We start from the raw sequence: 13,886 nt of genomic DNA on the forward strand, positions 1-13,886 counted from the left end.
GAGCGATCGCAGGGAACTTGTTCAACGTTGGGTCTCTCTACAGAGGTATTGTCCATTGACGAAGTCATCATCGCCAAAACCGCTGGCCGCGCACTCTCCACTGTCGGCAACGATGCCGCAAAACACGCGCCAGCAGCGTTTTGATTTGCCACGAATCCTGTTTAGTCTGCTGTTTATCACTATCATGATCATCGCCTGTTTCTGGGTGGTGCAACCCTTTATTCTGGGCTTTGCCTGGGCCAGCATGGTGGTGATTGCCACCTGGCCGCTGATGCTGAAAATGCAAAATCTACTGTGGGGCAAGCGCGCGTTGGCGGTAACCGGCATGACGCTGTTACTTTGCCTGCTGTTTGTGATGCCGATTTCCATCCTGGTCAGCACGGTGATGGACAATACCTCCGCCATCGTCAGTTGGGCCTCCGGGCAAGAAAAACTGACGCCTCCCCGCATGGAGTGGCTGACGTCCCTGCCTTTCGTCGGCGACAGACTGTTTTACAGTTGGCACAGTTTGCTGCAAAGTGGCGGCAGCGGCGTGTTTGCCAAAGTGCAGCCCTATATCGGCCAAACCGCCACCTGGCTGTTATCGCAAGCGGCACACATCGGGCGTTTCCTGATGCACTGTGGCCTGATGCTGATTTTCAGCGCCCTGCTCTACTATAAAGGTGAAGCGGTCGCCCAGGGCGTGCGCCATTTTGCGCTTCGTCTGGGACGCGAGCGCGGTGATGCGGCGGTGATCCTGGCAGCACAATCGATTCGTGCCGTCGCGCTCGGCGTGGTGGTGACTGCTATCGTGCAATCGGTGCTGGGCGGCATTGGCCTCGCTATCTCCGGCATCCCCTATTCAACCTTGCTCACCGTCGTGATGTTCCTGTTCTGTCTGGCGCAGTTGGGGCCGCTTCTGGTGCTGATCCCCGCGATAATCTGGCTCTATTGGAGCGGTGATACCACCTGGGGCACCATTCTGCTGGTGTGGAGTTGTGTGGTGGGGACGCTGGATAACGTCATCCGCCCGATGTTGATACGCATGGGCGCCGATCTGCCCATGCTGCTGATTCTGTCCGGTGTGATTGGCGGCCTGTTGGCCTTTGGCATGATTGGCCTGTTTATCGGCCCGGTGGTGCTTGCCGTTTCATACCGTTTGCTCTCCGCCTGGATGAAGGAAACACCGTTGCCCGAAATCATTACCGGCGCATCGTCACCGCCGAACGATCGGCCGACACACTCGCAATAAGATCGCTGCCGCAGCGTGGACACACAGCGCTGCGGCCAATCCATTAACAAAACCATCAATAGATAAATAATCTTAATGATTTATGCGCAACACCCACGGATTATTCTGATAATCTCGTGATTACCCCTTAAATTACATCAAATAGTTTGACAGGCTGTATCTCTGCGTGACAAATCCATTAAAAAAACGTTAACCATTAGGATGATTCTTAATGACTTAATGCCCCACAGCTTCTAGCATTATTCATGAAACGATTGTCAACCGTTGTCTTGCTGAACAAACGCTTTTTGTAATGACAACGCGAGTTTGCCAATGAGGTTTCCTCCTCGTCAGAGCTAGTAACGAATTGCTGTGTGTAGTCTTTGCCCATCCCCTAAGATGGGCATTTTTTTTGTGGTTTATTCTGTACTTTCCCGCTGCGGTTACTGAGAAATTGCGCCTCATCCTGTTTTTATCAATCTCCGCTTTGCAAGCGTGCATTAATGGATTATTTCTAACGTCTCTTTTTATCAGGAGTCATTTTCTATGTCACATTCCCCACTGGCACGCAGGGTGTGCCTGATTCTGGTCAGTCTGGCGGTCTATAACACCGCGATGGCCGACAGCCGGCCATTGACCAGCCTGGAAGGTAAAACCATGGGGACCTTTTACAGCGTAAAGATCAGCGGCGACCTGCTTGAAAATAAGGCGCATCTGCAACAGGAGATCGATGCCCTGCTTGAACAGGCCAACAACGATATTTCCACGTACCGCGAAGACTCCATCCTGTCGCGCTTTAACCGTTATCAAGGCAGCGATCCGCAGCCCATTCCCGGTGGCATGGCGGACATTATTCTGGCGGCCCAACGGATTGGCCGGGCAACAGACAATGCCATGGATATCACCGTGGGGCCGTTGGTGAATCTGTGGGGATTTGGACCGCAAAAACAGCCGGTGACCATTCCCACCCAAGCACAAATCGATGACGCCCGTCAGCGCGTGGGCTTGCAGCACCTGACGCTTACCAGCAACAGCAAGGGAGAGTGGTTGCAAAAAGATCTGCCCTCGCTGTATGTGGATCTCTCGACGTTAGGTGAAGGTTACGGTGCCGATCTGTTGGCACAGTTGATGACGCGCAAGGGCATTACCAATTATCTGGTCTCCGTCGGCGGCGCCATTTCAAGTCGCGGGGTCAATGGACAAGGGATGCCATGGCGGGTAGCGATTCAGAAACCCACCGATGGGGAAAACGCCGTGCAAGCGGCCGTCGATCTGCAAGGGTATTCCATCAGTACCTCGGGCAGTTATCGCAACTACTTCGAGCAGGACGGCAAACGCTACTCCCACGTGATCGACCCCAGCACCGGTCACCCCATCAACCATACGCTGGTGTCTGCCACGGTGATTGCCAAAACTGCGCTTGAAGCGGACGGTTGGGACACGGGATTAATGGTATTGGGAACGGAAAAAGCGCTGAAAGTGGCCGAGCAGCATGGGTTGGCCGTTTACCTGATCACCAAAACCGACAACGGATTCGAAACGGTAATGACCCCTCAGTTCAAGGCATTCTTGCAGCAAGAAGCCAAACCGTAACGCCGGATGAAACAGGCCCCGACATCGCCGGGGCCTGTTGTTATTGCACGATTACTTTTCTGCCAGCGTTAGCCAGGTCTGCACCACGGTATCCGGATTGAGCGACAGGCTGTCGATGCCTTGCTCCATCAGCCAGATGGCAAAGTCTTCGTGATCGGAAGGGCCTTGTCCGCAAATTCCCACGTATTTTCCCTGCGCCTTGGCCGCTTTGATCGCCATCGAAAGCAGCGCTTTCACCGCCTCGTTGCGTTCATCAAACAGTTCAGACACTACGCCAGAATCGCGATCCAGACCCAACGCCAACTGCGTCATGTCGTTAGAGCCGATGGAGAAACCATCGAAATGCGCCAGGAACTGATCCGCCAGCAGCGCGTTCGACGGGATCTCACACATCATGATCACCTTAAGGTCGTTCTCGCCACGCTTGAGCCCTTGCTGCGCCAGCTCAGCGACCACGGCTTCCGCCTGCGCCACGGTGCGCACAAACGGGATCATCACTTCTACGTTGGTCAGCCCCATGTCATTACGCACGCGTTTCACCGCCGCGCATTCCAAGGCAAAGCACGCTTTGAAATCCGGTGACACATAGCGTCCGGCCCCACGGAAGCCCAGCATCGGGTTTTCCTCATGCGGCTCATAGCGCTCACCGCCCACCAGGTTGGCGTATTCGTTGGATTTAAAGTCGGACAGGCGCACAATCACGCGCTTCGGCCAGAACGCCGCCGCTAGGGTGGCAATCCCTTCCGTCAGGCGCGCAACGTAAAACTCAACCGGATCGTCATAGCCCTGCATCAACCCTTTGATCTCTTTTTGCAGCTCTGGCGTTTGACTGTCGAACTCCAGCAACGCACGCGGGTGCACGCCGATCATTCGGTTAATGATAAACTCCAGCCGCGCCAGGCCGACGCCATCGTTGGGCAGGCAGGCGAAATCAAATGCCCGATCGGGATTCCCCACGTTCATCATGATTTTCAACGGCACAGGCGGCATTTCGTTGACTTGTGAACTCTTGACCTGAAACTCCAGCAGATCGGCATAGACGTATCCGGTGTCCCCTTCCGCACAGGATACCGTCGCTTTTTCGCCATCATGGAGACGTTCGGTGGCATCGCCACAGCCCACTACCGCAGGAATGCCCAGCTCACGCGCAATAATGGCTGCGTGACAGGTGCGTCCACCGCGATTGGTCACAATAGCTGCGGCTTTCTTCATGATCGGCTCCCAATCCGGGTCGGTCATGTCGGTCACCAGCACATCACCCGCCTGCACCAGATGCATTTCGCTGATATCCTGAATCACTTTTACCGGACCGGCACCGATGCGGTGACCGATGGCACGACCTTCCGCCAGCACCTTGCCACGTTTGATCAGTTGGTAGCGCTCCATCACCTGACCGTTGGAGCGTACCGTCTCCGGTCGCGCCTGTACGATGTAGAGCTTGCCGGTGTGCCCGTCTTTCGCCCATTCGATATCCATCGGACGACCGTAGTGTTTTTCAATCAGCAATGCCTGATGCGATAACGCTTCCACTTCGGTATCCGTGAGGCTGAAACGCACGCTCAGTTCTGTGGGCACATCCTCAATACGCACCTGTTTGCCGTGAGCCTGACTGTCGGCATACACCATGCGGATTTTTTTCGAGCCCATGGTACGGCGCACAATGGCCGGTTTGCCGTTAAGCAGCGTCGGTTTGTGCACGTAGAACTCATCCGGGTTCACCGCCCCTTGCACCACCATTTCCCCAAGGCCATAGGCGGACGTGATAAACACCACCTGATCGAAACCGGATTCGGTATCCAGCGTAAACATCACCCCCGATGCCGCCAGATCCGAACGCACCATACGCTGCACCCCGGCGGAGAGCGCGACGCCACGATGATCGTAGCCCTGATGCACACGGTACGAGATGGCGCGATCGTTAAACAGCGAGGCAAACACATGCTTCACCGCCACCATCACCGCATCGATACCCTGCACATTGAGGAACGTCTCCTGCTGCCCGGCAAAGGAGGCATCCGGCATGTCTTCTGCCGTCGCGGAAGAGCGCACCGCAAAAGAGGCCTCTTTCTCCCCTTCGGCCAGTTGATCGTAAGCCGCAGCGATCGCCTGCTCCAACTCAGGCTGGAACGGCGTGTCGATAATCCACTGGCGGATTTGCGCACCCGCTTTGGCGAGCTGGTTGACATCATCAATATCGGTACGATCCAGCAGCTCATAGATTCGCTGGTTGATACCGCTCTGCGTAAGGAAATCGTTAAACGCCTGCGCCGTTGTCGCAAAACCATTGGGAACCGATACGCCAAGTTCTGACAAATGGGTGATCATCTCACCCAGAGAGGCATTCTTGCCGCCCACCCGCTCAACGTCATGCATGCCAAGCTGGTTATACCAAAGGACATTACGCAAATCAGGGCCGTTATTGGACATCGAAAATAATCCTTTCTGCATACGATTTCGGTCTGCATACCACAGGGTATGGAGACCATTGGGGATAGGTAAAATGTTGGTTGGGCAATTGCCTCAACGCCATGAATGTAGCATAGCGTTTAACAAACCTGGGAAAGGTGAATCGTTCAACCTATGAAATAAAAACGATTTCACTGCTGAATCTTGCTTAACGGGGTAAAAATACAATACTGTAAAAGTTTAACTGGTTTATCATGAAGATAATGAAATGCCGTTTCATTAAAAATATCGTTCAACGCCAATTTTTGAACGAGTTTAGTCATTATTTTTCGCAGACATGAAAGCAGGGGTTGATGTGGAAAGAAGCGTCTTTTATATCTCCGATGGTACCGCCATCACCGCCGAAGTGTTAGGTCATGCGGTACTTTCTCAGTTTCCTGTCAACACGGTTAGCTACACGCTGCCGTTTGTGGAAAGTGAAGCGCGCGCCAACGCGGTACGTGAACGCATCAATACGCTTTATCAGCAAACGGGTGTGCGCCCGCTGGTGTTTTATTCCATCATTAACCAGACCGTGCGGGATATTATCAACAGCAGCGACGGTTTTTGTCAGGATATCGTGCAGGCACTGGTTGCGCCATTGCAGCAAGAACTCAACATCCCTCCCGCGCCGGAGGCCAACCGCACCCACGGCCTGACGGCTAAAAACCTCGGCAAATACGATGCGCGCATCGCTGCCATTGACTACACGCTCGCCCACGACGATGGCATTTCATTGCGCAATCTCGATCAGGCGCAGGTGATATTACTCGGCGTGTCCCGTTGCGGCAAAACGCCCACCAGCCTGTATCTCGCCATGCAGTTTGGCATTCGCGCCGCCAACTATCCTTTCATCGCCGATGACATGGACAACCTGCGCCTGCCTGAAGCGCTAAAATCGTTTCAACACAAGCTGTTCGGCCTGACCATCGATGCCGAACGCTTGGCGGCGATCCGTGAAGAGCGGCGCGGCAACAGTCGCTATGCGTCATTGCGCCAGTGCCGGATGGAACTGAGCGAAGTGGAAGCACTGTTTCGTCGTCATCAGATCCCTTACCTCAACACGACAAACTACTCCGTGGAGGAGATTTCAGCCAAGATCATCGACATATTAGGCATGAGTCGTCGCATGTACTAGTACATTATCATTTTTTAACAAAAGCGGGTTGAATTGCCCCCTGATTGAGTTATCGTGGATGCCATGACTTCCCGACATGTCGTCGTAGCGAAGCAACCCATTTGGTAGGAGAAGGGGAAAATCTGACACTCGCTTAGCGCCCAAGCGCCCCGCCGCCGTCTGACACGATGCGCGAACCATTCACTCACACTGGCCTTATCTTCAAGAAGATAAATGCAGTGTGGGCGATGACTTATTTCTATGCGCGTCACCCCTTGGTTCAGCGGCGTTTCTTTGCGAGACGAACCGCCATGCGACACGGTCCCCTGATCGACCCGTAAGTAGAGATATTGCATGTTAAAAACTGATGAGTTACGCAGCCAGCGGCTGGATCGTCTGATCGCGCCGCAGGCGCTGCTGGCGCAGCTGCCAGTTTCGTCCGCCGTTGCTGAAAACGTGACAACGTCACGAAACAGGATAGAAAATATTCTCACCGGAAAAGACCCCCGTTTGCTGGTGATCGTTGGCCCTTGTTCCATTCACGATGTTGATGCTGCGCTGGATTATGCACGGCTGCTATCTGCACTGCGTAATCGCTATCTGGATCGCCTGGAAATCGTGATGCGTACCTATTTTGAGAAACCGCGCACCGTTGTCGGCTGGAAAGGATTGATTTCCGATCCGGCCCTTGATGGCAGCTATCAGGTCAATCACGGTCTGACACTGGCACGCCGTCTGTTACTGGATATCAACGCGCTCGGTCTGCCCACAGCAACAGAATTTCTGGATATGGTTACCGGTCAATATATTGCCGATGTCATCAGTTGGGGAGCCATTGGCGCGCGAACCACGGAAAGTCAGATCCACCGCGAAATGGCCTCCGCCCTCTCCTGCCCGGTGGGTTTCAAAAACGGAACCGACGGCAATCTGCGTATCGCCATCGATGCCATCCGAGCCGCGCGCGCGTCGCACCTGTTTCTGTCGCCGGATAAACAAGGGCAGATGACCATCTACCAGACGCACGGCAACCCCTATGGTCACATCATTCTGCGCGGCGGAAAAAATCCCAATTATCAGGCCGCCGATATTCAGGCCGCCTGCGAGCTGCTGCGCGAATTCGCCTTGCCGTCACAGCTGGTGGTGGATTTTAGCCACGGCAACAGCTACAAACAGTACCAGCGACAAATGGATGTGTGCGCCGATGTGTGCCAACAGATACGTTCGGGTTCGCGCGCCATTGCAGGTGTTATGGTGGAAAGCTTTCTGGTTGAAGGTCAGCAACCGTTGGCTGCGCCGCAAACGCTGGTTTACGGCAAATCGATTACCGATGGTTGCCTGGGCTGGCAGGAGACTGAAACCCTGCTTGCACAGTTAGCCGATGCGGTAGACAGCCGCTTCTAACGCCCTACTGCCTTTCAACCGTGCACGGTCATTTCTGGCCGTGCGCTGCCGCTCTGTCATCCCCGCTGGCTCGTCTGTTTCCCACGTATTAAGAAATCTTCACTTGATGTCACCTTTTGGCAACATGAAAATGATTCTCATTTATTAAGTAAATTATTTCTAATACGATAACACCCATCGCAGAACGACCACAGGAACAGACAATGCCGAACGCGATTTATGCTCAATACCTGCAAGCCAAAAACAACAATCCCCGCCAGTACGCCCGTGATATCGCCACGACGCTCGGCATCAGTGAAGCAGTATTGACGCACGCCCGCGTCGGTCATGATGCGCAACGCTTGCAAGGCGATGCCAAGCGCTGGCTGCTGGCGTTGGAGAAGGTCGGCCAGACCAAATCCATTACGCGCAACACCTATGCGGTACATGAACAGGTCGGCGTTTACCAAAATCAGCACTTGGACGGCCATGCGGGACTGATCCTTAACCCTTACGCGCTGGATCTTCGCCTGTTTTTGCACCAGTGGAATGTGGCCTTCAGCCTGCGGGAAGAGACCGCGCGCGGCGAACGTCAGAGCATTCAATTTTTTGACCATCAGGGTGATGCCATCCTGAAGGTGTATGCCACCGAACAGACCGATATGACGGCATGGGCCGCGTATCTGGCCGAATTTGTGACGGAGGTTAACCCTGAGGTGCAGTTACGTCCGGAAACCCCGGCGGCCACTCAGGCTCCCAGCATCGACCAGGCAGCATTTGAAGCCGAATGGCGTGCCATGACGGACGTACATCAATTTTTCATTCTGCTCAAACGTTATAACCTTACGCGTCAACAGGCGTTCCGCGCCGTGAAAGACGATCTGGCCTGCCAGGTCGATAACAGCGCCCTGTCGCAGATTCTGACTGCCGCTCAGCAGGATCAAAACGACATCATGGTGTTCGTTGGCAGCCGTGGCTGCGTACAGATCTTCACCGGCCCCATCGCACGGGTGGAGAAAATGGCGCAGCACGCCGAGTGGATCAACATTTTCAACCCGGATTTCACCCTGCACTTGATTGAAGATGCCATTGCCGAAAGCTGGATCACCCGTAAACCGACCACAGACGGCGTCGTCACCAGTCTGGAACTCTATGCGGCTGACGGCACGCAAATCGCACAGCTGTTTGGCCAGCGCACCGAAGGCACGCCGGAACAGGCTCAATGGCGCAAACAAATCGAGGCGCTCACCGTAAATAAGGAACTGGTCGCATGAAAAACTGGCTTTACGCACTGCTCCTGACGCTGCCACTGGGTGCCAGCGCCAATGAGCGCATCGTCTCGATTGGCGGTGATGTCACCGAAATTATTTACGCGCTCGGCGCTGAGCAGCAGCTTATCGCCCGCGACAGTACCAGTACGCACCCGGCCGCAACGCAAGCACTGCCGGATGTCGGCTATATGCGCCAGTTGAATGCAGAAGGCATTCTGTCGTTAAAACCGACGTTGGTGATTGCCAGTGAGTTGTCGCAACCCTCTCTGGTGCTCAAGCAAGTGGCAGACAGCGGCGTCAAGGTGATCATGGTGCCTGCGCAACCGACGCTGGAAAGCATTCCGCAGAAAATCAGCACCATCGCACAGGCGCTGCACAAAGAGAGCGAAGGCAAGGTGCTGACCGACCGTTATCAGCAACAGGTATCCGCCGTGGCACAGCAACCGCTGCCCGTCAAAGCGCTGTTCGTTCTCAGTCACGGCGGTATGACGGCCATGGCGGCGGGGAAAAACACCCCTGCCGATACGGTGATTCGCGCAGCCGGGTTACAAAATGCCATGCCTGACGTGGTGCGCTACCAGCCGTTGTCGCAAGAAGGCGTTATCGCCAGCGCGCCCGATCTGCTGTTGATCTCGGCACAGGGTTTGCAGAGTTTGGGTGGCGAAGAGAAAATCTGGCAGTTGCCCGGTGTGGCATTGACCCCGGCAGGCAAACACCGCCGCGTGGTGGTGGTCGATGATATGGCGATGCTCGGCTTTACGCTGGAAACTCCGGCGCTGTTAACCACACTGCGTCACGCCGCCGAGCAGGTGAAATGAGGCTACGAGAACGTCCCCGCCTGATGTTGGCGGGGCTGATGTGTTTCACTCTGCTGTTAATGCTGGGTGCCGCCAATATGGGGGCACTTACGCTTTCGTTGCGCCAGCTGTGGCATGCTCCGCTCAGCGATCCGCTGTGGCATATCTGGCTCAACATTCGCCTGCCGCGCGTACTGCTGGCACTGCTGGTGGGCAGCGCGCTCGCCGCCGCCGGGGCAGTGATGCAGGGGCTGTTTCGCAATCCGCTGGCCGACCCCGGTTTGCTGGGCATTAGCAGCGGCGCAGCCTTGTTTGTCGCGTTTGCGCTGTTGATGCCTTTGGGCCTGCCTCCGTTATTAGCACTCTACAGCCCGATGTTGGCCGCCTTCGCGGGCAGTCTGGCGGTGACCGCCATTCTGTTTATGCTGGGACGCGATGAGCGCGGCGGCGTTACCCGCCTGCTGTTAACCGGCATTGCTCTGAATGCGCTGTGCGGCGCTGCCGTCGGCGTACTGACCTACATCAGTAACGATCAGCAACTGCGCCAGTTTTCACTCTGGGGTATGGGCAGTCTGGGGCAAGCGCAGTGGCCGGTGCTGCTGGTGGCCGCTTCGCTGATCGTTCCCGCCATGGTGGGCGTACAGTGCTATGCCCGCAAACTCAATCTGCTCCAGTTGGGTGACGAAGACGCACACTATCTGGGCGTGAAGGTCAAACAGACCAAGCTGATTTTGCTGCTGCTCAGCGCGCTGCTGGTTGGCACGGCGGTGGCGGTCAGCGGCGTGATTGCGTTTATCGGGCTGGTTATCCCGCATCTGGTGCGCATGAACCTGAGCGCCGATCACCGCTGGTTGCTGCCCGGTTCAGCGCTGGCAGGCGCGGGATTGCTTATCGCCGCCGATACGCTGGCACGAACCCTGCTGGCCCCGGCGGAAATGCCCGTGGGTTTGCTCACCAGTCTGATTGGCGGCCCCTACTTCCTCTGGCTGATTGTCACGCATAAGGGACGAACTCATGACTAACCGTCTGACAGCTCAGCATCTGCACTATCAGGTTGCCGGACGCACCTTGATTGATGACGTTTCGTTGGACATCAACGGCTGTGAGATCGTTGCGATTATTGGTCCGAACGGGGCGGGAAAATCCACGCTGCTGCGCTTGCTCACCGGCTATTTGGCCCCGGACAGCGGTGAATGCCAGTTGGCCGGAAAAGCGCTCGCTGACTGGCAGCCTGATGCCTTGGCTAAAACCCGCGCCGTAATGCGCCAACACGGGGCACTGAATTTTCCGTTTAGCGTGCGCGACGTGGTTGCCATGGGACGTGCGCCCTATCGCCATGACCGCGCGGGTGACAGCGTGGTCGACCATGTTATGGCGTTAACCGAATGCACCGCGTTGGCCCGGCAGGATTACCGCCACCTTTCCGGCGGGGAACAGCAGCGAGTGCAGTTGGCGCGCGTGCTGGCGCAGTTATGGCACCCGACACCAACGCCCTGCTGGCTGTTTCTGGATGAGCCGACCTCGGCACTCGATCTCTATCATCAGCAACACCTGCTGCGTCTGCTCAAGCAGCTCACGCAACAGCAACCTCTTGCGGTGTGCTGCATCCTGCACGATCTGAATCTGGCTGCACTGTATGCCGATCGCATTGCTCTGCTGCATCAGGGAAAACTGGTGGCACAAGGCACGCCGCAGGCGGTATTGCAAAGCGAAACGCTCACACAGTGGTATCAGGCCGACGTGCTGGTACACCCACACCCCGATGACGCGACGCCGCAGGTTTTTCTGCGCCGTTAACCTAGCTGGAACAAGACACTTCCAACGCTTTCCCCCACGCTGGCGGCGCTGCCGCCAGCGATTGGTATTCAGGCTGTTCGTCATACGGGCGCGAAAGGGCCTGATGCAACTGCGACAGCGGGCCTATATCATCCTGCTCTGCCGCTTCAATCGCCTGCTGCGCCAGATAGTTACGCAGGATATATTTCGGGTTGGCTGCTTTCATGCTGCGCTGACGTTGGGCATCGCTCTGCGTCTCCAGCGCCAGCCGTGCACGATAGTCGTGAAACCAGGCGTCAAACGTCACCCGGTCGATAAACAGGTCGCGCAGTGGCGAATCGGCGCTCTGCACTTCGGTGTCACTCAGCAGGCGGAAGGTGCGGGTATAGTCGCTGCGCTCACGCGCCATCAAATTCAGCAACCCCACCAGCAGATCGTTATCGCTGGCATCGGTATCGAAAAAACCCAGCTTGGCGCGCATCAGTTGGCCAAAATGCGCCATCAAGGCCGGTTCATAGCAACCCAGTGCGGTTTCCAGTGATTCCACCGACAACAACCCCGAGAGTGCCTGCGCTAAGCGATGCAAATTCCACAGCGCCACCGCAGGCTGGTTATCAAACGCATAACGACCGTTGTAATCGGAGTGATTGCAGACAAAGTCAGGTTGATAGTCATCCATAAAACCGTAGGGACCATAATCAAACGTCAGGCCCAGGATCGACATATTGTCGGTGTTCATCACGCCGTGGGCGAACCCCACAGCCTGCCAATGGGCGACCATGCGCGCCGTGCGTTCGACAACATCGGTAAACCACAGCGAGTAGCGCTGTTCGTCGTGCTGCCACTGCGGCCAGTGGTGTGTGATGGCGAAATCAGCCAGTTTTTTCACCTGCTCCGGCTGACGCGCATAATAAAAATGCTCAAAATGGCCGAAACGCAGATGGCTTTCGGCAACGCGCATCAGCATCGCGCCCCGCTCCTGCCGTTCGCGCTGAACGGGTTCATCGCTGGTAACGATCGCCAAGGCGCGCGTAGTAGGAATGCCCAGATGATGCAGTGCTTCTGACGCGAGAAATTCGCGAATCACCGATCGCAGCACCGCGCGACCGTCGCCCATGCGCGAATAGGGTGTCAACCCCGCTCCTTTCAGGTGCCACTCCATGCCAGTGCCGTTTGCCAGCCGTTGCTCACCCAGCAAAATGCCCCGCCCATCGCCCAGTTGTCCGGCCCATGTGCCAAACTGATGGCCGCTATAAACCTGCGCCAGCGGCAGCATACCGGGCAGCAGCGTCTTACCTTGCCAGATATCAATGTGTTCAGGCTGAAACCAACTGGCAGGCACCGCCAACTGCTCCGCCAGTTGCGCGCTGTGATACAGCAGGCGAGCACCCTGTAACGGTGTGGGTGAAAGCGCCGTGTAGCATCCGGGCAAGGCGTCATGGTAGTGGTGGGTAAATCGTAGTCCCTGTGTCATCGTCGTTCTATCACTCTACTGCGTCTGTCAACCTTGAGTGTAGAACGTCAACGGGGAAATAAACACGGAGTAAATGCAGGGGTACAGGTTTAGGCGGCCGGAGTCAGCTCCCGTTCCAACGCATGCAGCGGGATGGCGGGCCACAGCTTGCCTTGTATCGCATCCACGTTGAGGTGATGCACTTTTTTCAGATGATCGAGCGTATCAATCCCTTTAGCAATCACCCCTAGGCCCCGCTGGTGGCTTTTCATCACGTTAAGCAACGGGTCCATGATCAGGTCGGGGGCCGGACGCGAAAGAATGTCCCACACCAGTTTAGGATCGATTTTCACATAGCTCAGCAAGCCATCATGGAACGCTTTGAGATTTACCTTGCCAGAGCCGAAGTTATCCAGCCACAAGGGAAACATATTACTGAGTTCGGTGATCCCCCGGTTTCCTTTACCTTCGCCGAGGTGAGGAAACGCCTCGTTAATTTCCAGATGGACAAAGGGTAACGCACGGATCGCGTTGCGGCGTGGAATCGATGCCATCAGCAGTTCGGCGCAATGTTTCTCAATGCGCCACACCAGCAAAAACCGGTGCAGTTTGAGCCACTCCGCTTTGCGTTGAATGATATCGATTTGTTCATCCAGCAACGTCAGTTTTTGCGCCGTGGTCAACATACTCATCAGGATATCGCCCGGCACGGTGAGTTTGCCATCCGCACTATTGAAACAACCTGTCATTTCCAAGGCCAATAGCCGTTCATCCCGACTATAAATAGGCCAGAACAGGTATTCACTTTCGTAGTCAATGTCTAACGTGATTTTCATGATCGAGA

General features: G+C 55.7%; 11 protein-coding genes and 1 other RNA gene. 9 read left to right on the forward strand and 3 right to left on the reverse strand.

The window, feature by feature from the left end; all coding sequences use genetic code 11:
* The first annotated feature begins 112 nt into the window (after positions 1 to 112).
* The 3 genes from ydiK to apbE all read left to right on the forward strand — a co-directional run bounded on the left by ydiK (position 113) and on the right by apbE (position 2,803).
* On the forward strand, positions 113 to 1,231 hold the full coding sequence (gene ydiK / locus J5069_RS06305; protein ID WP_264643747.1) for an AI-2E family transporter YdiK: 1,119 nt from the start codon (positions 113 to 115) through the stop codon (positions 1,229 to 1,231).
* A gap of 280 nt (positions 1,232 to 1,511) precedes the next feature.
* Positions 1,512 to 1,625: antisense sRNA RprA (rprA, locus tag J5069_RS06310), an RNA gene on the forward strand.
* 131 nt (positions 1,626 to 1,756) lie between these two features.
* The gene (gene apbE, locus J5069_RS06315; RefSeq protein ID WP_264643035.1) at positions 1,757 to 2,803 is read left to right on the forward strand and encodes an FAD:protein FMN transferase ApbE; all 1,047 of its coding nucleotides are present in this window, start codon (positions 1,757 to 1,759) and stop codon (positions 2,801 to 2,803) included.
* 51 nt (positions 2,804 to 2,854) lie between these two features.
* Here apbE and ppsA read toward each other — a convergent pair whose 3' ends face one another.
* Positions 2,855 to 5,230 (reverse strand): phosphoenolpyruvate synthase, encoded by a 2,376-nt coding sequence (ppsA, locus tag J5069_RS06320; RefSeq protein WP_264643036.1) that lies wholly within the window; start codon positions 5,228 to 5,230, stop codon positions 2,855 to 2,857.
* Between the two features lie 334 nt (positions 5,231 to 5,564).
* On the opposite strand from ppsA, the gene J5069_RS06325 reads away from it, so the two are divergent.
* The 6 genes from J5069_RS06325 to J5069_RS06350 all read left to right on the forward strand — a co-directional run bounded on the left by J5069_RS06325 (position 5,565) and on the right by J5069_RS06350 (position 11,610).
* Entirely contained in the window at positions 5,565 to 6,386 is an 822-nt protein-coding gene (locus J5069_RS06325; RefSeq protein ID WP_264643037.1) for a pyruvate, water dikinase regulatory protein, read from the forward strand.
* A gap of 333 nt (positions 6,387 to 6,719) precedes the next feature.
* Positions 6,720 to 7,766 carry a 3-deoxy-7-phosphoheptulonate synthase gene (locus J5069_RS06330; protein WP_264643038.1) on the forward strand — a complete coding sequence of 349 codons (1,047 nt, stop codon included), beginning with the start codon at positions 6,720 to 6,722 and terminating at the stop codon, positions 7,764 to 7,766.
* Between the two features lie 203 nt (positions 7,767 to 7,969).
* Positions 7,970 to 9,019, forward strand: a complete 1,050-nt coding sequence (locus J5069_RS06335; protein ID WP_264643039.1) for a hemin-degrading factor — start codon at positions 7,970 to 7,972, stop codon at positions 9,017 to 9,019.
* Positions 9,016 to 9,834: a heme/hemin ABC transporter substrate-binding protein gene (locus J5069_RS06340; protein ID WP_264643040.1), complete on the forward strand. Its 819-nt coding sequence runs from the start codon at positions 9,016 to 9,018 to the stop codon at positions 9,832 to 9,834. The genes J5069_RS06335 and J5069_RS06340 overlap by 4 nt, the downstream gene beginning before the upstream one ends.
* The gene (locus tag J5069_RS06345; RefSeq protein WP_264643041.1) at positions 9,831 to 10,835 is read left to right on the forward strand and encodes a FecCD family ABC transporter permease; all 1,005 of its coding nucleotides are present in this window, start codon (positions 9,831 to 9,833) and stop codon (positions 10,833 to 10,835) included. Before J5069_RS06340 ends, J5069_RS06345 begins: the two co-directional genes overlap by 4 nt.
* Positions 10,828 to 11,610, forward strand: coding sequence for a heme ABC transporter ATP-binding protein (locus J5069_RS06350; RefSeq protein WP_264643042.1), 783 nt, complete (start codon positions 10,828 to 10,830; stop codon positions 11,608 to 11,610). Before J5069_RS06345 ends, J5069_RS06350 begins: the two co-directional genes overlap by 8 nt.
* A 1-nt stretch (position 11,611) precedes the next feature.
* On the opposite strand, the gene J5069_RS06355 is transcribed toward J5069_RS06350, so the two are convergent.
* Positions 11,612 to 13,063, reverse strand: a complete 1,452-nt coding sequence (locus tag J5069_RS06355; protein ID WP_264643043.1) for a protein adenylyltransferase SelO — start codon at positions 13,061 to 13,063, stop codon at positions 11,612 to 11,614.
* A gap of 89 nt (positions 13,064 to 13,152) precedes the next feature.
* A complete protein-coding gene (locus J5069_RS06360) occupies positions 13,153 to 13,878 on the reverse strand; it encodes an EAL domain-containing protein (protein ID WP_264643044.1) in 726 nt (241 codons plus the stop codon).
* Between the last annotated feature and the right edge of the window lie 8 nt (positions 13,879 to 13,886).

Origin of the sequence: Candidatus Symbiopectobacterium sp. NZEC127, from assembly GCF_025962675.1 — a bacterium.
In the GTDB taxonomy this organism is placed as follows: domain Bacteria; phylum Pseudomonadota; class Gammaproteobacteria; order Enterobacterales; family Enterobacteriaceae; genus Symbiopectobacterium.